This window comes from Marinobacter sp. KMM 10035 (genome assembly GCF_046537445.1).
Taxonomy (GTDB): domain Bacteria; phylum Pseudomonadota; class Gammaproteobacteria; order Pseudomonadales; family Oleiphilaceae; genus Marinobacter; species Marinobacter sediminicola.
Window position 1 is genome coordinate 2,093,418 of the sequence record NZ_JBBVMG010000001.1, and the last position, 25,543, is coordinate 2,118,960.

The 25,543-nt window shown below is 52.5% G+C and carries 18 protein-coding genes and 4 tRNA genes; 18 read left to right on the forward strand and 4 right to left on the reverse strand.

Annotated elements, in window-relative coordinates; genetic code table 11:
- The first annotated feature begins 88 nt into the window (after positions 1 to 88).
- From AADB16_RS09360 to AADB16_RS09380, 5 genes are all read left to right on the forward strand, one after another.
- Positions 89 to 991 carry a hypothetical protein gene (locus AADB16_RS09360; RefSeq protein ID WP_410802850.1) on the forward strand — a complete coding sequence of 301 codons (903 nt, stop codon included), beginning with the start codon at positions 89 to 91 and terminating at the stop codon, positions 989 to 991.
- A 158-nt stretch (positions 992 to 1,149) separates the two neighbouring features.
- Positions 1,150 to 2,175: an amino acid ABC transporter substrate-binding protein gene (locus AADB16_RS09365; protein ID WP_410802851.1), complete on the forward strand. Its 1,026-nt coding sequence runs from the start codon at positions 1,150 to 1,152 to the stop codon at positions 2,173 to 2,175.
- 87 nt (positions 2,176 to 2,262) lie between these two features.
- Positions 2,263 to 3,450, forward strand: coding sequence for an amino acid ABC transporter permease (locus AADB16_RS09370; protein ID WP_410802853.1), 1,188 nt, complete (start codon positions 2,263 to 2,265; stop codon positions 3,448 to 3,450).
- Positions 3,450 to 4,535: an amino acid ABC transporter permease gene (locus AADB16_RS09375; protein ID WP_309043176.1), complete on the forward strand. Its 1,086-nt coding sequence runs from the start codon at positions 3,450 to 3,452 to the stop codon at positions 4,533 to 4,535. The genes AADB16_RS09370 and AADB16_RS09375 overlap by 1 nt, the downstream gene beginning before the upstream one ends.
- A 79-nt stretch (positions 4,536 to 4,614) precedes the next feature.
- On the forward strand, positions 4,615 to 5,325 hold the full coding sequence (locus AADB16_RS09380) for an amino acid ABC transporter ATP-binding protein (RefSeq protein WP_410803631.1): 711 nt from the start codon (positions 4,615 to 4,617) through the stop codon (positions 5,323 to 5,325).
- Here the strand turns inward: AADB16_RS09380 and AADB16_RS09385 are convergent.
- The 3 genes from AADB16_RS09385 to AADB16_RS09395 all read right to left on the reverse strand — a co-directional run bounded on the left by AADB16_RS09385 (position 5,322) and on the right by AADB16_RS09395 (position 9,339).
- On the reverse strand, positions 5,322 to 8,033 hold the full coding sequence (locus AADB16_RS09385; protein ID WP_410802855.1) for a mechanosensitive ion channel domain-containing protein: 2,712 nt from the start codon (positions 8,031 to 8,033) through the stop codon (positions 5,322 to 5,324). The two genes, AADB16_RS09380 and AADB16_RS09385, sit on opposite strands and share 4 nt — an antisense overlap.
- A 65-nt stretch (positions 8,034 to 8,098) precedes the next feature.
- Entirely contained in the window at positions 8,099 to 8,833 is a 735-nt protein-coding gene (locus tag AADB16_RS09390; RefSeq protein WP_410802857.1) for a UDP-2,3-diacylglucosamine diphosphatase, read from the reverse strand.
- The gene (locus AADB16_RS09395) at positions 8,830 to 9,339 is read right to left on the reverse strand and encodes a peptidylprolyl isomerase (protein WP_309043179.1); all 510 of its coding nucleotides are present in this window, start codon (positions 9,337 to 9,339) and stop codon (positions 8,830 to 8,832) included. Before AADB16_RS09395 ends, AADB16_RS09390 begins: the two co-directional genes overlap by 4 nt.
- A 136-nt stretch (positions 9,340 to 9,475) precedes the next feature.
- Between AADB16_RS09395 and AADB16_RS09400 the strand changes: the two genes are divergently transcribed.
- The 3 genes from AADB16_RS09400 to AADB16_RS09410 all read left to right on the forward strand — a co-directional run bounded on the left by AADB16_RS09400 (position 9,476) and on the right by AADB16_RS09410 (position 14,887).
- A complete protein-coding gene (locus AADB16_RS09400; protein WP_309043180.1) occupies positions 9,476 to 11,146 on the forward strand; it encodes a glutamine--tRNA ligase/YqeY domain fusion protein in 1,671 nt (556 codons plus the stop codon).
- 35 nt (positions 11,147 to 11,181) lie between these two features.
- The gene (gene cysS, locus AADB16_RS09405; RefSeq protein WP_410802859.1) at positions 11,182 to 12,570 is read left to right on the forward strand and encodes a cysteine--tRNA ligase; all 1,389 of its coding nucleotides are present in this window, start codon (positions 11,182 to 11,184) and stop codon (positions 12,568 to 12,570) included.
- 136 nt (positions 12,571 to 12,706) lie between these two features.
- Complete coding sequence (locus AADB16_RS09410; RefSeq protein ID WP_410802861.1) at positions 12,707 to 14,887, forward strand: malate synthase G; 2,181 nt, start codon at positions 12,707 to 12,709, stop codon at positions 14,885 to 14,887.
- Positions 14,888 to 14,973: 86 nt separating this feature from the next.
- Here AADB16_RS09410 and folD read toward each other — a convergent pair whose 3' ends face one another.
- On the reverse strand, positions 14,974 to 15,831 hold the full coding sequence (gene folD, locus AADB16_RS09415; protein ID WP_410802863.1) for a bifunctional methylenetetrahydrofolate dehydrogenase/methenyltetrahydrofolate cyclohydrolase FolD: 858 nt from the start codon (positions 15,829 to 15,831) through the stop codon (positions 14,974 to 14,976).
- Positions 15,832 to 16,056: 225 nt separating this feature from the next.
- Here folD and AADB16_RS09420 point away from each other — a divergent pair.
- From AADB16_RS09420 to AADB16_RS09465, 10 genes are all read left to right on the forward strand, one after another.
- Positions 16,057 to 16,133: transfer RNA gene (locus AADB16_RS09420), tRNA-Pro, on the forward strand.
- Positions 16,134 to 16,166: 33 nt separating this feature from the next.
- A tRNA-Arg gene (locus AADB16_RS09425) sits at positions 16,167 to 16,243 on the forward strand.
- A 133-nt stretch (positions 16,244 to 16,376) separates the two neighbouring features.
- Positions 16,377 to 16,452 (forward strand) — tRNA-His (locus tag AADB16_RS09430).
- A gap of 108 nt (positions 16,453 to 16,560) precedes the next feature.
- Positions 16,561 to 16,645 (forward strand) — tRNA-Leu (locus AADB16_RS09435).
- A 268-nt stretch (positions 16,646 to 16,913) separates the two neighbouring features.
- Entirely contained in the window at positions 16,914 to 18,218 is a 1,305-nt protein-coding gene (tig, locus tag AADB16_RS09440) for a trigger factor (RefSeq protein WP_298447768.1), read from the forward strand.
- Positions 18,219 to 18,406: 188 nt separating this feature from the next.
- The gene (clpP, locus tag AADB16_RS09445) at positions 18,407 to 19,042 is read left to right on the forward strand and encodes an ATP-dependent Clp endopeptidase proteolytic subunit ClpP (RefSeq protein WP_298447766.1); all 636 of its coding nucleotides are present in this window, start codon (positions 18,407 to 18,409) and stop codon (positions 19,040 to 19,042) included.
- 81 nt (positions 19,043 to 19,123) lie between these two features.
- Entirely contained in the window at positions 19,124 to 20,407 is a 1,284-nt protein-coding gene (gene clpX / locus AADB16_RS09450; RefSeq protein WP_298447764.1) for an ATP-dependent Clp protease ATP-binding subunit ClpX, read from the forward strand.
- A 187-nt stretch (positions 20,408 to 20,594) separates the two neighbouring features.
- Positions 20,595 to 23,012, forward strand: coding sequence for an endopeptidase La (lon, locus tag AADB16_RS09455; protein ID WP_410802865.1), 2,418 nt, complete (start codon positions 20,595 to 20,597; stop codon positions 23,010 to 23,012).
- A gap of 238 nt (positions 23,013 to 23,250) precedes the next feature.
- Entirely contained in the window at positions 23,251 to 23,523 is a 273-nt protein-coding gene (locus AADB16_RS09460; RefSeq protein ID WP_200201015.1) for an HU family DNA-binding protein, read from the forward strand.
- A gap of 116 nt (positions 23,524 to 23,639) precedes the next feature.
- Positions 23,640 to 25,493, forward strand: coding sequence for a SurA N-terminal domain-containing protein (locus AADB16_RS09465; protein ID WP_410802867.1), 1,854 nt, complete (start codon positions 23,640 to 23,642; stop codon positions 25,491 to 25,493).
- The last annotated feature ends 50 nt before the right edge of the window (positions 25,494 to 25,543 follow it).

A 25,543-nucleotide genomic window follows, 5' to 3' on the forward strand; every position in this document is an offset into this window, starting at 1 on the left:
ATATTTCGTCGATTGGTGCTCACGCTGTTTTATTCAAAATAATCTCTTCATACTGCTGGTCGGTTTTCGTTGGTGAGAGGGGAATGTCGTGTCTAGGGCGTTTGGATTGCTGTGTTTAGTGACTGTTGTGATGTTGTCAGGTTGTAATTCCGAAAAAAAATCGGAAAGCGTCGATGGTGCAACGGATGGTTTGGATAAAGAGATTGGCTTGGCTACGGAGAATCCTTTCGGTGAAATCTCGCTCGCGCTCAAGCCCGCACAACTCGACTGGATTGGCCAGAAAATATTTCAGAACGAGTGTGCCGGCCAGTTTCAGTGTCTTGTCCATTGGAACGACGGAGAGGCTTTTCCCTCTCTGGGTATTGGCCACTTTATCTGGTATCCGGAAGGTGTTAACGAGCGATTTGTAGAAAGTTTTCCGGCGCTTGTCGAATACATGAAACAGCGCCAACTCAACATTCCCTCATGGTTGAGGGAGCTTGAGCCCTTTAATGCGCCCTGGGCAGATAAGGCTTCTTTTGACGCTGTCGAAAATTCCGTCAATGTTGCCGAACTACGGGAATTCCTGGCGGGCACTCAGGGCATTCAGGCGGAGTTTATTGTTCGGCGAGCCAAAACCTCATTTGCCAAGATCGTCGAGTCTGTGCCTGAAGACCAGAAAACCCGATTGAAAGCTGATTTGGAGGTTCTGAGCTCTACCCCGGGTGGAATTTATGCCTTGATAGATTATGTCAACTTCAAGGGCGAGGGCCTTTCAGACGCGGAGCGATATGACGGAGAGGGTTGGGGGCTTCGACAGGTGCTTCTGGCTATGGAGCCCAACCCTGACATCGCAACATTAGCCCGGTTCCGGGCGGCGGCAGCAAAAGTTCTCACCAGAAGAGCTGAAAACGCAGTGAATCCGATTGAAAAAAACCGCTGGTTAAAAGGTTGGTTAAGGCGCCTCGAAACCTACAGGCAGCCAGACGGCGAAATCAGCTCCGCAGAATAAGTTGATAAAAATTCGTTGTTTTCCTGAACAGTGTCTATCTTGTAATGACATGTAACTGTGCTGCTTTCTCTGTGTTGTGTCGATGTATGCGACGCACTTAATTTTGGCGTGGATTCATGGTCTCAGGCAAGTAACCAATAAACGTTCGGAGAATAACAATGAAAAGAATGATACTGGTAGCCCTTGGCATGACGTTTGTTGCGGGTGCACTCTCGACGACAGGTGTTCTCGCGGCAACAACCCTGGAAAGCGTGAAGGCGAAAGGCCACCTGCAGTGTGGTGTGACCAGCGGGCTTCCCGGGTTCTCCCAGCCAGATGAAAAAGGCAGCTGGACGGGCATCGATGTGGACACCTGTCGGGCAGTAGCTGCAGCCGTTTTCGGAGATGCCAAGGCCGTAGAATTTACGCCGTTGACCGCTAAGGAGCGATTTACTGCGCTGCAGTCGGGCGAGATTGACATGCTGTCCCGAAACACCACATGGACGCTTACCCGGGATGTGTCACTGGGGCTTAACTTTGCTGGCGTGAACTACTACGACGGGCAGGGTTTCCTGATTAACAAGGACATTGGCGTAGACGATGCAGAGCAGCTTGACGGCGCCACCGTGTGCATTCAGTCAGGCACAACGTCCGAGTTGAACCTCGCTGATTATTTCAGGGCCAAAGGCATGAAGTTCAAGCCGATCGTGTTTGATACATCCGAGCAGACTGTCCAGGGTTTTGCTGCAGGCCGGTGCGATGTGCTGACGTCTGACCGTTCCCAGCTCGCGGCTTTGCGCTCTAAGCTGGCCGATCCCAACACTGCAAAGATACTGCCCAATACCATTTCAAAGGAGCCTCTTGGCCCTGTGGTTCGTCAAGGTGACGATCAGTGGTTCAACATCGTCAAATGGGTATTGTTTGTCCAGATTAACGCTGAGGAACTGGGCATTACCATGGATAACGTGGGCGAGATGTTGAAGTCGGATAACCCGAACGTCCAGCGCTTGTTGGGAACCGATGGTGACATGGGCGCAAAACTGGGGCTACCGGATGACTTTGGTCATGCCATTGTTAAACAGGTTGGAAACTACGGCGAAATGTACGATCGCAACGTAGGGCCTGATACAGCCCTTGGTCTTGAGCGAGGAATCAACGCTCTCTGGACTAATGGCGGTATCCTCTACGCGCCGCCAGTACGCTGATATCTGAAAAGCTATGCCGGGGTCTTCGTGGGGCCTCGGTGTTTACTCTGGCGCAGTTTAATGCAGGGAAGCTTTTCAGGATAATGCATGAAAAAACAATCTATTGATTCCAGATCCGCCAGGCCCAAACCCTGGTACGACCCGCGCATTCGAGCACTGTTTTTTCAGGTTGTTACGCTGGGCGTCGTGTTTTGGGCCGGCTGGGTTCTGATTGACAATACTCTCTCGAATATGGAAAGCCGTGGCATCAGCACCGGTTTCGGATTCCTTGATGAGACTGCCGGCTTCGGCATCATCATGCACCTGGTGCCCTTTGATGCAACCATGTCATATGGGCGCACATTCTGGGTGGGTTTGACCAATACCCTTCTGGTGTCAGCCATGGGTGTCGTTGCTGCGACCATCATTGGGTTCCTGGTTGGTGTTGCACGCCTGTCGAGTAACTGGCTGGTGGCTAAAATCGCGCTGGTCTATATCGAAGTCATTCGCAATATCCCGCTGTTGCTCCAGATATTTTTTTGGTACTTCGCAGTGCTCGCCAGCCTTCCAGCGCCACGACAGAGTGTGGAGGTTGGCGGTGCATTTTTCTTGAATAATCGGGGTCTGTATTTGCCCGGGCCGGTAACTCAGGACGGCTTCGGGCTGGTTTGGGGAGCACTTCTGGTAGCCATTGCGGCGGTTTTTGGCTTGCGGAGCTGGACCAAAAAACGTCAGAAGGCGAGTGGCCAGCTCTTTCCGACAGTCAAGGTAAGCATCGCGATTCTGGTTCTTTTACCACTTATCGCGTTTTTTTTGGCGGGCCAACCTCTGGAATGGGATTTACCTGCATTGAAAGGGTTCAATTTTGGCGGAGGGATTTCGCTAATCCCCGAGTTGGCCGCTCTTTGGGTTGCGCTCTCGCTTTACACGGCGAGCTTTATTGCGGAAATTGTACGCTCGGGCATTCTGGCGGTCAGCAAGGGGCAAACAGAAGCATCCAAAGCCCTTGGTTTACCAAATGGCCTGACTCTGAGGCTGATTGTTATCCCCCAGGCGATGCGCGTAATTATTCCGCCGCTCACCAGTCAGTATCTGAACCTCGTCAAAAACTCTTCACTGGCGACCGCCATCGGTTACCCGGATCTGGTTTCTGTATTTATGGGCACCACCCTGAATCAAACAGGCCAGGCGGTAGAGGTTGTTGCCATAACGATGGGCGTATACCTCACGATCAGTCTGCTGATTTCACTGCTCATGAATCTATATAACCGGGCTGTCGAGATCAAGGAGCGATGATGACCGAATCGACGATTAAACCACCTAAAAAGAACCTCGGGCCGGTCAAGTGGATGCGTACGCACCTGTTTTCCAGCTGGTACAACAGCTTGCTGACACTGGTAGTTGGCTACCTGCTACTCACCAGTGTCGGGCCTCTGGTGAGTTGGGTGTTTCTGGACGCTACCTTTGAGGGCTCTGGCCCGGGTGACTGCCTGGGCGAGGGCGCTTGCTGGCTGTTTGTAAGTCAGCGTCTGAATTTCTTTATTTATGGCTTCTACCCCGACGAGCTTCAATGGCGGGTGGATATCATGTTCGGACTGTTGGCTCTGGCGTTCGTGCCTCAGTTTATCGAGGGGTTCCCCGCCCGTAAATGGCTCGGGATCTTCGGTATGAGCGGCCTGCCGATAATCGGCTATGTGTTGATCCCTGGAGGAATTCTGGGGCTGGAAGAAGTGGAAAGCTCAAAGTGGGGCGGCCTTATGCTCACACTCATACTGGCTTATATCGGGATTCTGGCGTCTCTGCCTATCGGAATTTTGCTTGCCATTGGGCGTCGATCCGACATGCCTATTATTCGCGGCCTCTGCGTGGTGTTTATCGAGGTCTGGCGGGCCGTGCCGCTGATTACGGTGTTGTTCATGGCCTCAGTGATGCTGCCTTTGTTTCTTCCGGAGGGAGTAAGCTTCGAGAAGCTTGTGCGGGCATTGATCGGCATTACGTTGTGGCAGTCGGCCTACATGGCAGAGGTTATAAGGGGCGGACTTCAGGCTATCCCCCGAGGGCAGTATGAGGCGGCTAATGCTCTTGGTCTTGGCTATTGGCGAAAGATGGGATTGGTTATTCTGCCCCAGGCACTAAAGCTGGTTATTCCCGGCATCGTGAATACCTTTATATCACTGTTCAAGGACACCACTCTGGTGCTGATTATTGGCTTGTTCGATATTCTCGGCGCGGTTCAGTCAACGATAGCAGACCCTGCTTGGCAAAACGTTGCGATAGAGGGCTATGTCTTCGTGGCCTTCTGTTTCTGGGTGTTCTGTTTCGGGATTTCCCGCTACAGCCAGAACCTCGAACGCAAACTCGATACCGGCCACAAAACCTGATGGTAAAACTATGATGCAACACTCCGAATCTGTAGAAACTCAAGCTGAAAGCAAGCCGGGCATTATCCGTGTGGAAAGTATGCACAAGTGGTATGGCGACTTTCACGTGCTTAAAGATCTTAACCTGGCGGTTGATCAGGGCGAACGCATTGTAATCTGTGGCCCGTCAGGCTCAGGCAAATCCACGTTTATTCGGTGCATCAATCGCCTTGAAGAGCATCAGCAGGGCAAGATCATCGTAGATGACGTTGAGCTTACCGACGATGTCCGTCACATAGACAGTGTGCGCAGGGAAGTGGGTATGGTGTTTCAGCACTTTAATCTGTTTCCTCACCTCACAGTGCTGGAAAACTGCTGTCTGTCGCCTATATGGGTGCGCAAGTTGCCTCGTCGGGAAGCCGAAGCAGCTGCCATGGAGTACCTTGAGCGGGTAAAAATTCCGGATCAGGCTGCCAAGTATCCCGGACAGCTATCAGGTGGCCAGCAACAACGTGTGGCCATTGCGAGGGCTTTGTGTATGAAACCCAAAATCATGTTGTTTGATGAGCCCACGTCGGCACTTGATCCGGAAATGATCAAAGAAGTGCTCGACGTTATGATCGAGCTGGCCGGCAGCGGCATGACCATGATCTGTGTGACCCATGAAATGGGCTTTGCCAAAACCGTTGCAGACCGAGTGATTTTCATGGATGAAGGTGAAATTGTCGAAGAGGCGCCGCCCACAGAATTTTTCAGCAACCCCAGAGAACCTCGCACCCAGAAGTTTCTGCAGCAAATTCTGCAACATTAAGGAACAGGCCCTCTGTCAGAGTCGCTTTTACGCGGCTCAGGCAGAGTGCGAACATGGATATCCCGTTGCGGGAAAGGAATTTCAATGCCGGCTTCGGTGAGCGCGTTCGTAATGGAAGCGTGGATTTCGTGGGACAGGGGCATCATGTCCTGCAGGTCTTTGATGTACACCCATAGCTCGAAATCAATACTGCTATCCCCCAGCGCTACACAGAATACCTCCGGAGCGGGGTCACTGACTACTCGTTCATTGTTGCCAGCAACGCCGATCAAAATCTCTTGGGTCTTATTGACATCCGACCCGTAGGCGACTCCCACACGTAGGGTAACCCGTGTAATTGAATCTGAGAGGGTCCAGTTGGTCAGGTCCTGGGTCACGAAGGTTTTGTTTGGGATAACCTGTTCTTTTCTGTCCCAGTCGACCAGTGTTGTGGCTCGAATACGTATGCGGGCAACCGTGCCGGTAATGCCATCTATTGTGACCATGTCACCCACCCGGATAGGGCGTTCAAACAGAAGAATGATGCCCGAGACAAAGTTAGCGACGATTTCCTGAAGTCCGAACCCGAGGCCGACACCCAGGGCGGCAATAAGCCATTGCAGTTTCGACCATTGAACTCCTATTACCGCGAAGCAGGTTATCACGCCAGCGAACACCAACAGATAGGCTGTGAGAGTTTTGATCGCATAGCCTGTGCCTGGCTCCAGGTTCAGCCGGCTCAGAATGGTTACTTCAAGGGTGCCCGGGAGGTCGCGGGCTGCCAATATGGTTCCTGCTCCAATCAAAGCAGCCAGCAGCACGTCCGCAAGAGTTATTGGGAGCGGATCCCCACCTTGCAAGTCGGTAGAAATGGTCCACAACGTGATGTTGTCGAACAGTTTGAGTGCAGGGAAAACGTCGGCCCAAAGCATCGTCAAGCCGGTAATGGCCAGTGCGGCTATTACAATGCCCAGCAATGATGTGCTCTGATGACTGATGTCCTTTAGGTTCATTGCTGGCATATCCAACGAAGGCAGAATGTTCTCTTCGGACGTGTCGTCGGCTTCCCGGTTTTCAGCTGCTTTTTGCTCCGCTGCTCGCTGTTCGCGCAGAATGTCGAGGGTGAGGCGGCGTTCACGCACAGAAAGAGCCCTCAATCCCAGATAGTAGAGCAATGAAGTGAAAGCCAGCCAGCAAATGGAGATGAACAAGTTGCGTTCAAGTTGAAGGGCTGTGTAGTGATAGCCAAACAGCGACGCAAGGGCCAGAACAAGGGGAGTGATAACGGCGATAATGTGCAGGAACACCAGGAGGCCATGTTGGGATTTGTACGCCCTCACAGCATTCATGATGCGTTGCGCAAATACCGCCAGTGCGATGGATACCAAGGTAAACAGCAGGCGGCCGAGGCTGTCGTCAAACTGTGCGCCTTCAGGGGTTGAAGTTGTGGATGTAGTTATGATGGTTACCGGCAATACGAATGCCATCAGCAGGGGGATTTCCCGGCGGATAACCAGCAGGGAACTGGGGTTCCAGTGGAAGTGGTTTTCACCAAGGCCATGCTTGCGTGCTACGTTACGGATAAACGCCAGCAAAAACATGATGAAACCCGCGGCTGTCAGTCCTTTCGAAAGGGCAGAGAAAAACTCGTTGCCTTCCATCAGCAGCAGGGCGGCCAATGAAAATACAAGCACGCCGGGCAATGCCAGCAGGAAGCTGTTAATCAGTGCCTTTATGGTAAACGCCATGCGGTCATGGCCAACATTACCGATGTAGCGGCTGTTTTCGATCAGATCACCCGCGATAGCTTTCCGTGTTATAAGCAGAGCTAGAAACAGAAGGGCTACAAGGGTTATGCGAGTGCCACGTTCTTTCCACGACAGGGCGATGGCGTCACTGAGGGCACCGAAGTGCAGTTGGGAGACAAACCATTTTGCAGACTGGTACAGCCCGCCGGCGGTTTCAGTACTCACAACCGCGGCGCTTGGCAGCCAGAACAGGCGCTGTTGTAGAAGCTTCTGATATTCCTGAACCTGATCCTGAAGGGCCGTAACTGTGCTGTAGTATTCATTGAGCACATCAATATGTTCGGTAACGGCTTTGTGCAGTTCGCGTAGCAACTCGGAGCGGCGGGTTTGCAGTTGCCCGCGGGCATCGTCACCAGGCTCCGCAATGGCTTCAAACTCTTCGAGCCTCAGTTGCTCTTCTCTTGCGGACGCAAGCTTATTCTCTATGCCTTCTATTAAAGCGCTGGCAATACTCTGTCTTTGTAAGCGTTCAAGTCTCTGCTTTAACAAGTTGGCATAGTTTGCAGTTAGGTTGAGGCCCGCCTTCTCCAGTCTCAGCTCAAAACTCTTATACTCATCCTGCAAGCGGGTCAGAATGGATTCGGCGTAGGTTAGCCGCTCCTGGCTGTCTCTCACTGCTGTCTGACGCTGCGTTAGTGAGGATTGCAGCGTGCGCACCTGCTCCAGAATGTCTGAGTTGACCACCTCTGGTAGCTTGATATCGGGAGGGGAATCCGTGTCAGCTTCCAGTTCTGGTTGAACGGCCGGTCGCGATTCCTCTGGCTGTTCAGCGCTTTCTTTGCTTTGCCGGGTGGCTGTGTCTGATGGCCTGGTTGTATCACCGGAGTTTTCGGCCCAGGCAGGAAATGCCAGAGAACAGAGAAGAATAAAGCCGGCCATGTATGTTGCCAGAACTGCATAATGGGTCGGACGTTGCTTCATATTCTGCACTCCTTGCACGGACGGCTCTAGGTAGTGATCCCCTGCATCATGCAGCAGTGGGCGTCTCAGGAGTTTGGTAACGGCATCTTTTTCAGCTCTGTCTCTTGTTCAGACTGCGCAACCAGCCACCAGACATGCTTGTCCCAGTCGCCCAGAACGATTCGCTTTGCGGATTTCCCGTCTACTTCCAGAGAGTGTACAGCAGGTCTGTGGGTGTGCCCGTGAATGAGTAGAGGCACATCATGGGCTTCCATAACTCGCTGCACCTCTTCCGGGGTTACGTCCATGATATCTTCAGTTTTGCCCTGGTTCGATGCCATGCTCATTTCCCGCAGTTGCCTTGCCATTTGCTGGCGATCCTCAAGAGGGCGGGACAGAATCATCTTTTGCATTTGCGGATTACGCATTTTGGCGCGAAATTTCTGGTATTCAACATCAGCGGTGCAAAGGCTGTCACCATGCATCAGCAGAGTAGGGGTGCCATAGAGATCGATGAGTGTGGGGTCATCCAGAAGAGTGGCGCCGGCACGTGCGCAGAAATCCTCGCCTAGCAGAAAATCCCGGTTGCCGTGCATCAGGAAAATGCGGGTGCCGCTGTCGCTCAGGGTGCGCAGTGCGGCTGCAGCCTGGTCTTGGAGAGGGGTGCGCTCATCATCACCAATCCAGGCCTCAAAGAAATCACCAAGTATGAACAGCTGCTCTGCACCGGGCGCTTCTTCTTCAAGAAAGCGAAGAAACGCCCCGATAATATCGGGGCGTGACTCTTCCATGTGCAGGTCGGAAATAAACAGCGTGGTCACGCTGTGCCTCCGTCCTCGATAACAGTGGCCTTTTCAATGACCACGTCCTCGTAGGGTACGTCTTGATGGCCGGAATCCATGGTGGTGCGGACGGCGCGGATTGCGTTAACTGTCTCCATACCTTCTACAACCTTGCCAAAAACACAGTAACCCCAGCCTTCGGCATTTTTTGCTGTGTGGTCCAGAAACCCATTGTTTTCCACGTTGATGAAAAACTGGGCTGAAGCCGAATGTGGGTCCATAGTACGGGCCATGGCGACGGTGCCCTGCATATTGCTCAAGCCGTTGTCCGCTTCGTTTTTGATTGGGTCGCGGGTCTTGCGTGCCACCATGCCAGGCTCGAAACCGCCACCCTGAACCATAAAGTTACTGATAACCCTATGGAAAATCAGGCCGTCGTAGAAGCCATCGCGAACATACTGTTCAAAATTCTTTGCGGTTTCTGGGGCTTTTTCGTAATCCAGTTCGAGCTTGATATCGCCGTGATTGGTTGTCAGCAGAATCATCAGGGTTTCCTGTTCATTGAGTTGGAATCGCTTAAAGCCGGTATTGTACGCAAGAGTTTCCGGTGATGCATGAGTCCGCTCTGGATTTATGAGTATAATAGACGGTTTACGACCCACTTCTTTTAATAGAGATTGTATGAGCGCCGAGCCGAAGAAAGCCCATAACTTTATTCAGAACCTGATTGAAGACGCCGTTGCCAAAGGCGAGCATACCGGCCAGGTTGTGACCCGTTTTCCGCCTGAGCCTAATGGTTACCTGCACGTGGGCCATGCGAAATCTATCTGCCTTAACTTTGGTATCGCCAATACGTTTTCCGGTGTGTGTAACCTACGGTTTGACGACACTAATCCGGAAAAGGAGAGCCAGGAGTACATCGATGCCATCAAGGCAGACGTTGAATGGCTGGGTTACACCTGGGATGGGGAAGTACGTTATGCCTCTGACTATTTCGATTCTCTGTACTATTTTGCAGAGGAACTGATCGAGAAAGGCAAGGCGTATGTCTGTGCGTTAACTGCAGATGAAATGGTGGAGTACCGGGGCACCTTGACTGAACCGGGCAGAAACAGCCCTTATCGCGACCGCCCTGCAGATGAAAGCCTGACGCTATTCCGTGATATGCGGGATGGTAAGTTCAAAAACGGTGAACTGGTGTTAAGGGCGAAGATTGATATGACGTCCCCTAACATCAATATGCGAGACCCTATACTTTATCGCATTCGTTTTGCTGAGCATCATCAGACGGGCAATAAATGGTGCATCTACCCGATGTACGACTTCACTCATCCGATCTCAGATGCCATGGAGGGGATTACTCACTCTCTGTGCACGCTCGAATTTGAAGATCACCGCCCCCTCTACGATTGGGTGCTTGATAACATTACTGCGCCTTGTCAGCCGCGACAGATAGAGTTTGCTCGTCTGAACCTGAACTACACCATCACCAGCAAGCGTAAACTCAAGCGCCTGGTGGATGAACATTTGGTCGAAGGCTGGAATGACCCTCGCATGCCGACTATTTCGGGTATGCGCCGTCGCGGTTATACGCCGGAATCGCTCCGTGCGTTCTGCGACATGATTGGTGTTAACAAGGCTGGCGGGACGGTGGATATGGGGATGCTTGAATTCGCTATCCGCGAGGACCTCAACACTCGCTCACCTCGTGCCATGTGCGTGATGCGCCCATTGAAAGTGACGCTGACCAACTATCCGGCCGACAAGATCGAAACTCTCTCCCTGCCTGTGCATCCTCAGAACCCGGATATGGGGCAGCGTGATGTTACCTGGAGCCAGACTCTGTTTATCGACAGGGATGACTTCGTGGAAGAGGCACCACGCAAGTGGAAGCGATTGGCACCCGAGCAGGCGGTTCGTTTACGCGGCGGCTATGTGATGACGTGCAAGGAAGTTGTGCGCGATGCCAGTGGCGAAATTGTGGAGCTGCGCTGTGAATACGATCCGGCCACACTGGGTGTTAACCCCGAGGGTTACAAGCCTAACGGTGTGATCCACTGGGTGTCTGCCAGCAACAGTGTGGAGTGCGATATTAACTTGTACGACCGACTGTTCAACCACGAATCTCCGGACAGTGACAAGGAAGGAGACTTCCTGGATCACGTTAACCCGCAATCGCTTGTGGTGTTGAAGGGTGCGCGGGTAGAGCAAAGCTTGGCAACGCCGCTTACAGACTTGCCGTACCAGTTTGAGCGCGAAGGTTATTTCTTCTGTGATCAGGAGTTGACAGCCAAAGCCGGGAAGCCGGTATTCAATCGCACTGTTACCTTGCGGGATTCGTGGGGTAAATAGAGAGTAAATAAGGGTAAGCATTCGGGAGACCAGCTTTGATCAGGATTTATAATACGCTCACCCAGCAAAAAGAAGTCTTTATGCCTATCGAGCCGGGAAAGGTTCGCATGTACGTGTGTGGTATGACGGTTTATGACTACTGCCACCTGGGTCACGCGCGGGTGCTGGTGGCTTTTGACGTAGTAACGCGCTACATGCGCAATCGCGGCTACGATGTGACCTATGTGCGCAATATCACTGATATTGACGACAAGATTCTTCGCAGAGCCGAGGAAAACGGCGAACCGTTTACCGAGCTGACCGAGCGTATGATCGCGGCGATGCGCGAGGATGAGGCAAGGCTTGGTGTGTTGTCACCCAGCGCAGAGCCTCGTGCCACGGATTACATTGCTGAAATCATAGCCATGATCAATACGCTGATCGAATCTGACCATGCGTATGCCGCGGACAACGGCGATGTCTATTTTTCTGTAGAGTCATTTAAGGATTACGGAAAACTCAGCAAGAAAAAACTCGAAGATCTGCTGGCGGGTGCGCGCATCGACGTACAGGAAGCCAAGCGAAGCCCAGCGGATTTTGCGCTTTGGAAAGCTGCCGATGAAGGTGAGGTCAGCTGGCCTTCACCTTGGGGTAATGGTCGACCGGGTTGGCATATTGAATGTTCTGCCATGTCAACAAAATGCCTGGGCGATACCTTTGACATTCATGGAGGCGGACCGGATTTGCTGTTCCCTCACCATGAAAATGAAATTGCCCAGTCCGAGTGCGCTACCGGGCATACCTTCGTGAATACCTGGATGCATGCGGGCGCAATCCGTGTGAATAAAGAAAAGATGTCCAAATCCCTGGGCAACTTTTTCACCATACGGGAAATACTGGAAACCTACCCGCCCGAAGTGGTCCGCTTCTTTTTGGTTTCCAGTCACTACCGCAGCCAGGTCGATTATTCTGAAGACAATCTGGCTGAGGCAGGGCGTTCTCTGGCCAGGCTATACCATGCACTGCGTGGCATAGAGCCAATGAATTCAAACGACGTGCCTGAAACTGAGCAAGATCGTCGTTTTGTCGAGTTAATGAACGATGACTTCAATTGCCCGGGGGGTATCTCGGTTTTACACGCGCTTGCCAATGACATAAATCAACACCGCCGGGAAGGCCGTGAAGATGACGCAAGGCAGGCGGCAACTGTGATGATCAGGCTTGGTGATGTTCTCGGAATCTTGCAGCAAAACCCCGATGCTTTTTTTCAGGCTGATTCCGGTGGAGAGCTGACGGCAGAAGACATTGAAGCGAAAATTCAGGCCCGCGCTGATGCCCGTAAAGCCAGAGATTTTGCGGGTGCCGACCGCATTCGTGACGAGTTGGCAGAGCAGGGCGTTATTCTGGACGATTCCCGTGAGGGAACAAGTTGGCGGCGCAGTTAACGCTGATACCAAGGTCGCGTTGTACTCAGGGAAATGACCTTATAAGGAACTTCCCGTATAATGCGGCCTTCGATTTTTCGAGCCCGGCTGCTGAATGGCGGTTGGGACAGGGCTAACCCACTGAGGCTTATTAACGATGACAGATCGCGTACAACTCGGCGGCATTCAGGTCGCAAAGAACTTGTATGACTTCGTAACTAACGAAGCAATTCCAGGCACTGGGCTGGATGCAGATAAATTCTGGGCGGAATTCGACAAGATCGTAAATGATCTGGCGCCGAGAAATCGTGAGCTGCTGGCTAAGCGCGGTGCTATCCAGGAAAAAATGAACAGCTGGAACAGCGACCATAAGGGCCAGAAGCTCGATATGGCCGCTTATAAAGCCTTCCTAAAGGAAATTGGTTATCTGGTAGAAGAGCCTGCTGACTTCCGTATCTCTACGGCGAATGTTGACCCTGAAGTGGCAACCATGGCTGGCCCTCAGCTAGTTGTGCCAATCATGAATGCTCGCTTTGCGCTGAACGCTGCAAACGCACGTTGGGGCAGCCTCTACGACGCGCTCTACGGAACCGATGCTATTTCCGAAGAGGGTGGTGCTGAAAAAGGCCGTGGTTACAACCCGGTTCGTGGTGCCAAGGTTATCGAGTTTGCACGTAACCTGCTGGATAACTCTGCGCCTTTGGCGGCAGGCAGCCATAAAGATGCAGTCTTGTATCAGGTTTCTGGCGGCAAGCTGGCTGTTAAATTGCAAAATGGCGATGTGACCGGCCTGAAAGATGAATCCGGTTTCGTGGGTTACACCGGTGCTGCCGATGCGCCTACAGGCATTCTGCTGGTCAAGAACGGCATGCACTTTGAGATCCAGATCGATGCCACTCACCCCATTGGCAAAGACGACGGCGCTCACGTAAAAGATGTACTGATGGAGTCTGCACTGACCACCATCATGGACTGCGAAGACTCTGTTGCTGCTGTAGACGCCGATGATAAGACTCTGGCCTATAGCAACTGGCTCGGCCTGATGAAGGGTGATCTGGAAGAAACCTTCGAGAAGGGCGGCGAGCGCCTGACCCGTAAAATGAACGCAGATCGTGAATACACTGCAGCTGACGGTAGTCAGATCAAACTGAAAGGCCGCAGCCTGATGTTTGTTCGTAATGTTGGCCACCTGATGACCAACCCGGCTATTCTGCTGAAAGACGGCAGTGAAGTGCCTGAGGGGTTGATGGACGGTATTCTTACTTCCCTGATCGCCATTCACGATTTGAAGGGCGACGGTAAGTTCCAGAACACCGCAACTGGCTCGGTGTACATTGTTAAACCAAAGATGCACGGCCCTGAAGAAGTAGCGTTTACCAACGAATTCTTTGGTCGTGTCGAAGATGCTCTGGGCCTGCCGCGCTTCACTCTGAAGGTCGGCATCATGGACGAAGAGCGTCGCACCACAGTGAACCTCAAAGCGTGTATCCACGCCGCCAAAGAGCGTGCAGTGTTCATTAACACAGGCTTCCTGGACCGAACCGGTGATGAAATGCACACTTCTATGGAGCTTGGTCCGTTCATTCGTAAGGGTGAAATGAAGCAGGCAGCATGGATTGGCGCCTACGAGCAGTGGAACGTAGATGTAGGTCTGGAAACAGGCTTCCGTGGTGTTGCACAGATTGGTAAAGGTATGTGGGCAATGCCAGACCTGATGGCGGCTATGCTTGAGCAAAAGATTGGTCATCCGAAATCTGGCGCCAACACTGCTTGGGTGCCTTCGCCAACGGCAGCGACCCTGCACGCGACCCACTACCACCAGGTATCAGTTGCTGACATCCAGAAAGAGCTGGAAAGCCGTGCCCGTGCCAGCCTGGACGATATCCTGACTGTGCCGGTGATGGACGATCCTTCCAAGCTTACAGCGGAAGATATTCAGCAGGAATTGGACAATAACGCCCAGGGTATTCTGGGTTATGTTGTTCGCTGGATCGATAGTGGTGTTGGTTGTTCCAAGGTTCCTGATATCAACGATATTGGTCTGATGGAAGACCGCGCGACTCTGCGTATTTCATCCCAGCATCTGGCCAACTGGCTGTACCACGGCATTTGCACCGACGCGCAGGTTGAAGAAACCATGAAGCGCATGGCGCAGGTTGTGGACAAGCAGAATGCCAATGACCCAAGCTACCGTCCTATGGCGCCAAACTTTGCTGACAGCATTGCATTCCAGGCCGCTATGGACCTGGTTCTCAAGGGGCGCGAGCAACCGAGTGGTTACACTGAGCCGCTGTTGCATGCGTATCGCTTGAAGGCGAAGCAGGCGCTCGGCCAGTAAGTTCGGCTGAGACAAAAAAACCCGCTTCGGCGGGTTTTTTTGTGCGTGCTTTGGTGCTCTTTAAAGATCGGGGGGGCGCCGCGGGACTAGCCGGTGTGCAGTTCGTTCGCTGCGTACAGGGTGTTTTGCAGTAGCGTGGCAATGGTCATGGGGCCAACGCCACCAGGTACCGGGGTGATATAGGCTGCCCGGGCTGAAGCTGTTTCAAAGTCCACGTCGCCCTGCAGCTTCCCGTTTTCCATGCGATTGATGCCGACATCGATCACGGTCGCGCCAGGTTTTACCCATTCGCCTTTGATCAGCCCGGGCTTTCCTACGGCAGCGATGAGAATGTCTGCGTCACGAACGTATTTTTCCAGATCCGGTGTGAAACGGTGACACACAGTAGTGGTGGCGCCTTTGAGTAGCAGTTCCATGGTCATGGGGCGACCGACAATGTTAGATGCGCCCACAATCACTGCGTGCTGCCCTTTGTAGGGGGTGTTGATGCTATCCAGTAGGGTGATCACACCAGCGGGCGTGCATGGCCTCAGGGCAGGCTTACGCTGCACCAGGCGGCCTATGTTGTAGGGGTGAAAGCCATCAACATCTTTGTCTGGTCGGATTTTCAGCAATATCGGGTCGGCATCCAGGTGGCTGGGCAGTGGAAGTTGTACAAGGATCCCATCCACCAGCGGATTTTCATTCAGCTCATCAACCAGGGCCTCCAGGGCATGCTGGGTGGTATCTGAGGGCAGGTCGTAGGAGAGAGACAGGATGCCGGCAGCGTCGCAGGCTTTACGCTTGTTGCCCACATACACTTCGGAAGCCGGATCGTTGCCCACCAGAACCACGGCAAGGCCGGGTGCGCGCAGTCCATTTTGTATGCGGGTCTCTACGCCGGAAGCGACTTGGTGTCTGACTGCGGCAGCAATTTCTTTTCCATTGATTAGTTTGGCGCTCATGATTCGTCTTGTCGGTTGGCATTGGTAATTAAAAGGGGCATTATTGTCGCACGCCTGTCGCCTAACTCCAATCAGTGGAGCATGGGGAGTTGTCGCAGCCCCGGTGCAGGTTGAGCGTCAAAATTACTGATTTAAGAGAGAATTTGATTTTCTTTGTTGACGAAGCGAAATTCCGACGGTAATATGCGCGCCAACTTTGCTGAAGCAAGAGTTGATCAGTTTGAACGGGGTATAGCGCAGTCTGGTAGCGCGCCTGCTTTGGGAGCAGGATGTCGGGAGTTCGAATCTCTCTACCCCGACCACTTTTCTACATGTTCAGCTAGGCCAACGGTCAAGCGCCCGTAGCTCAGCTGGATAGAGCATCGGCCTTCTAAGCCGAGGGTCGCAGGTTCGAGTCCTGCCGGGCGCGCCATTAAAGCCGTCGGCTTGATCGAAACCGAACTGCAGGCAAAGTTAACAGGTTTAGGATTAAAGATTATCTGCAAGGGAGTTTGGCTGCAGTTAATCCAGGTTATCGAAGATACCGAAAGGTATGTCCCGATGTGGTGGACGTAGCTCAGTTGGTAGAGCTCAGGATTGTGACTCCTGCGGTCGAGGGTTCGATCCCCTTCGTCCACCCCACTTTTCAAAGCAATGAAATCCGCATGTGTTGAATGTGTCAGCGCTGTAACATCTGTTAAGTGTCAGCGATTAAGTGATACAGCAACGCGGTACAGGTTTTTAGAATTCCGGGTTGTGGCGAAATTGGTAGACGCGCCAGATTTAGGTTCTGGTTCCGAGAGGAGTGGGAGTTCGATTCTCCCCAACCCGACCACCTTGAGAAGGCTCTTAGAGATGATCTAAGAGCCTTTTTTTATTGCTCTTGCCCCCTTTATTTTGCAGTTTTCGTCCCAAACTCCTGCCTGCAAGTGCCGCTGGCGTCACGATCCCGGAAACTACATTTGGGAGATGATTCTCTCGTCAGGGTAAACCGTGATAAACTATCGGCTTTTAATTTTGGGTCATTTCCGGGGAAACGCTTCGGAATGGTCTTTTAGTTTTAATTTCATTCACATACCGAACCTGAATTTTGAGGATCTTCCATGCAAGTGTCTGTAGAAACGACCTCCAACATCGAGCGTCGCATGACGATTGGTGTGCCCGCCCAGGAAATTGAACAGGCGGTTCAGAAACGCCTGCAGGAAACTGCTCGCACTGTGCGCCTGAACGGTTTCCGTCCTGGCAAGGTGCCCATGAGCGTGGTCAAGCGTCGTTTCGGTGACAGCGTGCGCCAGGAAATAGTCGGCGAAATCATGCGCGACAACTACATTAAGGCCTTGCAGGAGCAGGATATCAATCCAGCGGGCTGGCCCAAGCTTGAGCCCAAGACCATGGAAGCGGGCAAGGACCTCGAGTTTGTTGCCATTTTCGAAGTGTTGCCAGAAATAGAGCTGGGCGACCTGAGTAAAGTCTCTATTGAAAAGATGACCTCTGAAATCACCGACAAAGATATCGACACCATGATCGATAACCTGCGTCGTCAGCAGGCCACCATGAAGTCTGTTAAGCGTAAGTCCAAGAACAAGGACGTGCTGACCATCGACTTCAAGGGCTTTATTGATGGTGAGGAGTTCGAAGGTGGTGCTGCAGAAGGCCACAAGCTGACTCTGGGTTCGGATCAGATGATTCCTGGTTTTGAAAAAGCCATCGTTGGCGGAAAGGCCGGTGAGGAGCTGGAAATCGAAGTGACGTTCCCTGAGGACTATCACAACGAAGAGCTCAAAGGTAAGCCTGCGAAGTTTGAAATCAAGATTCATGAGGTTGAAGAGCCTCAGTTACCTGAGCTGAATGCCGAGTTCTTTACCAAGTTTGGTATCGAGGCGGAAGACGAAGCGGCATTCCGTGAAGAAGTTAAAAAGAACATGGAGCGCGAGCTGAAGCAGGCTGTATCCAACAAGGTCAAGAATGACGTTGTAGACGGCCTTCTCGAATCAACCGAGTTTGATATCCCGGCTGCATTGGCAGATCAGGAAATCGATCGTCTACGTCAGGAAGCGGTCCAGCGTTTTGGCGGACAGGTTGATTTTCAGCAGCTGCCCAAGGAGATTTTCCAGGAGCAGGCTGAACGTCGCGTGAAGACCGGACTGCTGTTCCAGGAAGTTGTAAAGGCAAACGACCTGAAAGTAGATGCCGCCAAGGTTGATGAAAAGATCCAGGAAATCGCGTCAACGTATGAACAACCAGATGAAGTCATTGCGCACTTCACCGGTAACCCGGAGCAGAAGAGTCAGATCGAATCTTCCGTTTTGGAAGACCAGGTTGTTGACTACGTTCTCTCTCAGGCTAATGTCAAAGAGAAGAAGGTCAAGTACGAAGAAGCCATTCAGGCAGGGCAACCCCAGCGCTGATATTGGCGGCGTGACAGCACCTGAGCCAGAATACGTTTGGCTCAGGTGCTGGCCGAAAGAAATTAACAGCCGGCATGTCCGGCTGTTTTCATCTAGGCTTGAGGCTGGCAAAGTAACAGGTGCAAAAAAGCTGAGGATGCCGTGGTTTTATGCCACGCCCAATTATCCATAAGGAGTTCAGGCGAATCATGATGCAGAAACCAATCGATGGTCTCGCAATGGATACCAGGTCCGCCCTGGTGCCGATGGTTATCGAGCAGACCGCCCGTGGGGAGCGCTCGTTTGATATATACTCTCGTCTGCTCAAGGAGCGGGTGATCTTCATGGTTGGGCAGGTGGAAGACCACATGGCTAACCTGATCGTAGCGCAACTTCTGTTCCTGGAATCTGAAAACCCGGACAAAGACATCCATCTGTACATCAATAGCCCGGGTGGCTCTGTGACAGCGGGCATGTCGATTTACGATACCATGCAGTTTATCAAGCCTGATGTTTCAACGTTGTGTGTGGGCCAGGCTGCGAGCATGGGTGCTTTCCTTCTGGCGGGGGGCGCTGCTGGTAAGCGTGCATGTCTGCCTAACTCCCGGGTTATGATTCATCAGCCTTTGGGTGGTTATCAGGGTCAGGCAACAGATATCGAAATACATACCCGCGAAATTCTGAAAATCCGGCATACGCTGAATTCGATACTGGCTCATCACACAGGCCAGGATCTGGAAACCCTCGCCCGGGACACGGATCGTGACAACTTTATGGATCCGACACAGGCTAAAGAGTACGGGTTGATCGACTCGATACTTGATAAGCGCGTGCCGAATAAATAATACTGGCAGTAATCGCATCACCTTGGCCGGCGTCTTATCATTTATCTAATGCGCCGGCAAAACGAGATCAGAGGTATTTCAATGGCAGATGAAAGAAACGGCAGAGGCGACGATAACGGCAAGTTGCTCTACTGCTCGTTTTGTGGAAAGAGCCAGCATGAAGTCCGTAAGCTCATTGCAGGGCCTTCGGTGTTCATCTGCGACGAGTGCGTCGACCTGTGCAACGATATTATCCGCGAAGAAATTCAGGAGAACGCACAGGAGGAGCCGAGTGATCGCCTCCCGACGCCGGCTGAAATCCGCAACACGCTTGATGAATATGTCATTGGCCAGGACCGAGCCAAGGTTGTACTCGCGGTAGCGGTTTATAATCACTACAAGCGCCTTCGGTATGGTGAAGGCAAGGGCGATGTAGAGCTTGGTAAAAGTAACATTCTGCTGATTGGCCCGACGGGTAGCGGTAAAACGTTGTTGGCGGAAACTCTGGCGCGCATGCTCAATGTTCCCTTTACCATTGCCGATGCCACAACGCTTACTGAAGCTGGCTACGTGGGTGAGGACGTTGAGAATATCATCCAGAAGCTGCTTCAGAAGTGCGATTACGATGTGGATAAGGCCCAGCGCGGTATTGTCTATATCGATGAAATCGACAAGATTTCACGCAAGTCAGATAACCCCTCCATCACCCGGGACGTTTCAGGTGAAGGTGTTCAGCAGGCCTTGTTGAAGTTGATAGAGGGCACTGTTGCCTCTGTGCCGCCCCAGGGTGGTCGCAAGCATCCGCAGCAGGAGTTCCTGCAGGTTGATACAGGCAATATGCTGTTCATCTGCGGTGGCGCGTTTGCCGGGCTGGACAAGGTCATCCGTGACCGCACCGAAAAGAGCAGTATCGGCTTTTCGGCAGCAGTTGCCAGCCGGGATGAGAGCAAAAACACCGGTGATGTGATCAAGAACGTTGAGACGGAAGATCTCGTCAAATACGGTTTGATTCCCGAGTTCGTTGGGCGTTTGCCAGTCATAGCTACCTTGACTGAGCTGGATGAAGAAGCGCTCGTGCAGATTCTTACAGAGCCGAAAAACTCGCTGACCAAGCAGTATCAGAAGCTGTTTGACATGGAAGGCGTAGAGCTGGATTTTCGGGATGACGCACTGCGCGCAGTTGCAAGTAAGGCTCTGGAGCGTAAAACAGGCGCCCGGGGACTTCGTTCCATTATGGAAGCCACGTTGCTCGACACCATGTATCTGATTCCTTCGGAGCACGATATCTCCAAGGTTGTTATTGATGAAAGCGTAATCAAGGGTGATTCAGAGCCTTTCAAGATATACGCGAACAATGATCATGCTAAAGCAGTGCCTGATGATTGATCAGTTCTGTATAGCCGGGTTGATTAAATAACCTGAAGAAATCAGAAAAAGGGGCGGAAACGCCCCTTTTTTAATGGTTTGTATCAACAGGACGGTGTGCTGTGCTGTTTGGTAAAAAGATTGCAATTTCAGAGGTCGCCCCAATGAAGGGTGGTATGCTGAATGAAACACAGTCAGAGGATTCCTTATGACCCGGATACCCCAAGATATCGTGCAAGAATACCCGCTTCTCCCTCTTCGGGACGTGGTGGTGTTTCCGCACATGGTGGTCCCCCTGTTTGTGGGCCGCGAGAAATCCATCCAGGCGCTAGAAGCCGCAATGGAAGGGAGCAAGGAAATCCTCCTGGTGGCCCAGCGGGATGCTTCCACCGATGAGCCTGGCCCCGATGACGTCTTTGAGATGGGCACCTTGGCGACGGTACTGCAAATGCTGCGCCTTCCAGATGGCACCGTGAAGGTATTGGTTGAGGGCAATGCCCGGGCCGCGATAAGTAACGTATCAGAAGCCGAATATCTGTCCGGTGGTGCCACTCTGCTTGACGAAGAGGGCCTTCCTGAGCGCGAAGAAGACGTGCTTATGAAGACCCTTACAGAAGAGTTTGAAAAGTACGTAAAGCTGTCCAGAAAAGTGCCTTCTGAAGTCTCCAGCGCCTTGACGGGTATTGAAGAGCTGGAACGCCTTGCTGACACCATGGCTGCCCATCTGGAAATGCGAATCCCGGAAAAGCAGGAACTGCTCGAAGCACTCGATATCCGTCTCCGTGTGGAGCTTCTGCTTGGAAAACTTGACGGCGAGATCGACCTTATTGAGGTTGAAAAGCGCATCCGTGGCCGCGTTAAAAAGCAAATGGAGCGCAGTCAGCGCGAGTATTACCTCAATGAGCAGATGAAGGCTATCCAGAAAGAAATGGGTAACCTCGGAGAGGGTAATAACGATTTTGAAGAGCTTGAGCAGAAGCTTGAAGAGGCAGCGCTGCCAGAAGAGGCTCGTAAAAAGACAGAGTCGGAACTGAATAAGTTGAAAATGATGTCGCCCATGTCTGCCGAGGCTACGGTTGTCCGTGGTTATATCGACTGGATGCTGGCAGTGCCCTGGAAAAAGCGCAGCCGAGTGCGTCACGACATTGAAAAAGCAAGGGAAATTCTTGATCAGGATCACTATGGCCTTGATGAGGTCAAGAAGCGCATTCTTGAATACCTTGCAGTGCAGAGCCGTGTGAAAAAAGTAAAGGGGCCTGTGCTGTGTTTAGTGGGCCCTCCTGGTGTGGGTAAGACCTCCCTCGGGCAATCCATTGCCAGGGCAACCAACCGCAAATACACGCGCATGGCGCTTGGCGGTGTGCGGGATGAGGCCGAGATTCGTGGCCACCGCAAAACCTATATTGGGGCCCTGCCAGGCAAGTTGCTGCAAAAATTGGCTAAAGTCGGTGTTAAAAACCCGCTGTTCTTGTTCGATGAGATCGACAAAATGGGCATGGATCACCGCGGTGACCCGGCCTCTGCCCTGCTGGAAGTTCTGGACCCTGAGCAGAACCACACGTTCAACGATCACTACCTGGAAGTGGACTACGACCTTTCCGATGTCATGTTTGTGTGCACCTCAAACTCCATGAACATTCCCTCTGCGTTGCTGGATCGCATGGAAGTTATCCGGATCCCGGGCTACACCGAAGATGAGAAGGTCAATATTGCACTGCGCTACCTGTTGCCAAAGCAGATCAAAGCCAACGGTTTGCGCAAGGATGAGCTCACACTGCGTGAAGATACTTTGCGAGATATAGTTCGCTATTACACGCGGGAAGCCGGTGTCCGTGGGCTTGAGCGGGAAATCGCCAAGATTTGCCGCAAGGTTGTTCGTGAGCATGTGGAAGTCAACGACAAAGCTGTTATCACGATCGAGCCTGGCATGCTTGAGAACTATTCCGGTGTACGGAAGTTCAATTACGGGCTGGCGGAAGAAACCAATCAGATCGGGCAGGTGACTGGCCTTGCATGGACCCAGGTGGGTGGTGAGCTACTCACACTTGAGTGCGCTCTTACGCCAGGTAAGGGCAGGGTTGTTAAAACCGGGTCACTTGGGGATGTGATGCAGGAATCTATCCAGACGGCGCTCACGGTTGTCAGAAGTCGTGCAGCGGGTCTTGGTATTGCAGACGATTTTCATGAAAAACACGATTTGCATGTGCACGTACCGGAAGGTGCAACGCCTAAAGATGGACCTAGCGCCGGTATTGGGATGTGCACAGCGCTGGTTTCTGCCTTAACGAAAATTCCGGTCCGTGCAGACGTCGCAATGACCGGTGAGATTACTCTTCGTGGTCGGGTTTTGCCTATTGGCGGCCTGAAGGAAAAGTTACTTGCAGCGCATCGCGGCGGCATCAAGACTATTGTGATTCCTGATGAAAACGTTAGAGATCTCAAGGAGATACCGGACAATATAAAAGAATCTCTGGAGATAATTCCGGTTAAATGGATTGATGAAGTGTTGGACATTGCGCTGGCTTATGCGCCCGAGCCGCATACCGCCGGTTCATCGTCTGAAAAGGGTTCTGGTAAGCCCCGTGATGACGAAAGTGACAGTGCAGAGCGCATAAATACACATTAAACCCGAGATGAGTTGTTGACACGCCGGAGAACCCATTGGTATAACTGTTTCGCCGTGAAGCAGCCAATACCAAGGGCTCCCGCGCAGTGTGTATCTATTCCAAACACCGGTTGAATGCCGAAAGGAATAAGAAAACCGAAGAATGGAATTCTCCGACCGCTTGTGCGATAGTCGAGAACGTCCAAGAAAAAACAATCCAACCGAGAACATCTTCAACCTGAAAGCGAAGGGGTTTAGTGTGAACAAGTCCGAACTTATTGATGCAATTGCAGAATCAGCAGATATTTCCAAAGCCGCCGCTGGCCGTGCTCTGGATGCAATGACCAATTCCATTACCGGTGCTCTGAAAAGCGGCGACCAGGTAACTCTGATCGGTTTTGGTACATTCTCTGTTAAAGACCGTGCAGCACGCACTGGTCGAAACCCGCAAACGGGTGCCGAGATCAAGATCGCGGCTTCCAAAGTGCCTGGGTTTAAAGCAGGTAAGGCCCTGAAAGACGCCGTTAAGTAACGGTTCTTTCTCCGGTGGCGCCTGTCAAAGGGAGCCACCAAGAAGAATTGAAGGCGCATTCCAACAGGGTGCGCCTTTTTACGTTGAGATTATCGGCATAGGGATTCGGGATAAATATGCTTCAAGATATGCGGGAAAATTCCCAAGGAACGATTGCCAAGATCATTATCGGTCTGTTGGTCGTGTCTCTCTCCGTCTGGGGGATGGATGCCATTGTTGGCGGCTTCTCCGGCGAGCCGGAAGTTGCGACAGTTAACGGTGAGGACATAACGGAGCGGGACTTCCTGCGGGTGGTTCAGATGGAAAGCCAGCGTCGCCTGGCCGCTATGGAGCGTCCTGACCCTGCCTTGCTGAATGAAGATCAGATTCGTAAAGACGTGCTTGATTCGCTGATTCAGGAACAGGTTCTTATCCAGGATGCCGACGCTCAGGGTCTTGCGCTCAGCGATGCTGACATTGATGCCTTGATTACCCAAATGCCCCAGTTTCAGGTAGAAGGGCAATTCAACCGTGATCGTTTTGTGGCTTCTGTGCGCAATCTGGGCATGGGTGTTGGCGAGTTCCGTGAAGCCATGCGCAAGCAGTATGTGGTCAACCAGATTCGTGCGGGTATTATGCAAAGTGGCTTGGTCGCCAACGAGAATGCCGCGCAACTGTTGCGGATTCAGAACCAGACCCGGAGTTTCCGTATTCTTCAGATTCCTGCAACTGCCGTTTCTGGTGATATCGAGATTACAGATGCAGACATCGAATCCTTCTATGAGGGCAACAGTGCCGCATTCCAGCAGCCGGAACAGGTGGATGCTGCATATATAACCTTGTCCCTGGGCTCCATGGCCGAAAAGGTTGAGATTAGCCAGAAAGAGCTGGAGGCGTACTACGAGCAGAGGTCCGGCGACCTGGCCCGTGAGGAGCGTCGTGCCTCCCATATTCTGATTGAGGATGGTGCTGATGCCGAGCAGACTCTCGCATCGATCAAAGAGCGCCTGAGCGCTGGTGAGCGCTTTGAGGAGCTGGCGAAAGAATTCTCTGTAGACACCGTTTCTGCGAAAGAAGGTGGTGATCTGGGCTATGCGGGCCGCGGCGTTTATGATGAAGCCTTCGAAGAAGCCTTGTTTTCCCTTGAAAAAGGCGCTGTATCCGATCCAGTGAAAACCACTTTTGGTGTGCATTTGATCCGCCTGGATGATGTTCGTCGGTCAGAAGTTCCATCATTGGCAGAGTTGGAGCAGCAGCTTCGCAGCGAACTTGCCCTTGAGCGTGCGCAGGAAAAATATGCAGAGGTGCGTGCAGAACTGGCGGATTCAGCCTATGCGGCAGATGATCTTGCCGGCCCTGCGAAGGAGCTGGGGTTAGAGATTCGTGAGGCTACTGGAGTCACCAAAAATGGTGGGCAGGCGCCGTTTGACCATGCAGGGCTCGTTCGCCAGTTGTTCTCGGAGGATGTTCTTGAGGGTGGCTATAACACTGAGCTGATCGATGTGGGTGACAATGTTTCCGTTGTAGCCCGCGTGAGGGAGCATCGTGAAGCTCAGAAGCTCGCTCTGGACGACGTACGAGACGATATACGCCGAACGCTTGAGGCTCGCCAAACGCGGAAGCTTTTGAATGAGCGTGCAGATTCCATCATTGCCGGACTTGAGGAAGGCAAGGCGCTCGATGCGTTTGATGCTGGCGATTGGCAGCAGTTCGAGGAGCAGGCACGTAATGCTGTGGGTGTCGATCCACAGGTTGTACAGGCCGCGTTTTCCTTGGCCCGGCCTGCTGAGGATGCGCCAAGTTACGGCTCTGCAACGACTCAGGGCGGCGTTGTTGTGGTCGCGCTGGATGCGGTCCATGAAGGTAGCACAGATGACAACAGTGCTGATCTGGATCAGCTGCGTACGTTCCTGGCTTCACTGGAAGGCCAGCGTGAATACGCCGCTTACCAGCAGTTCCTGAGGAGCACCGCTGAAGTATCCCGGCCGTAGGTAGAGGTAAGCATACTAAGAAACCCGGGCAAGGAATTGTCCGGGTTTTT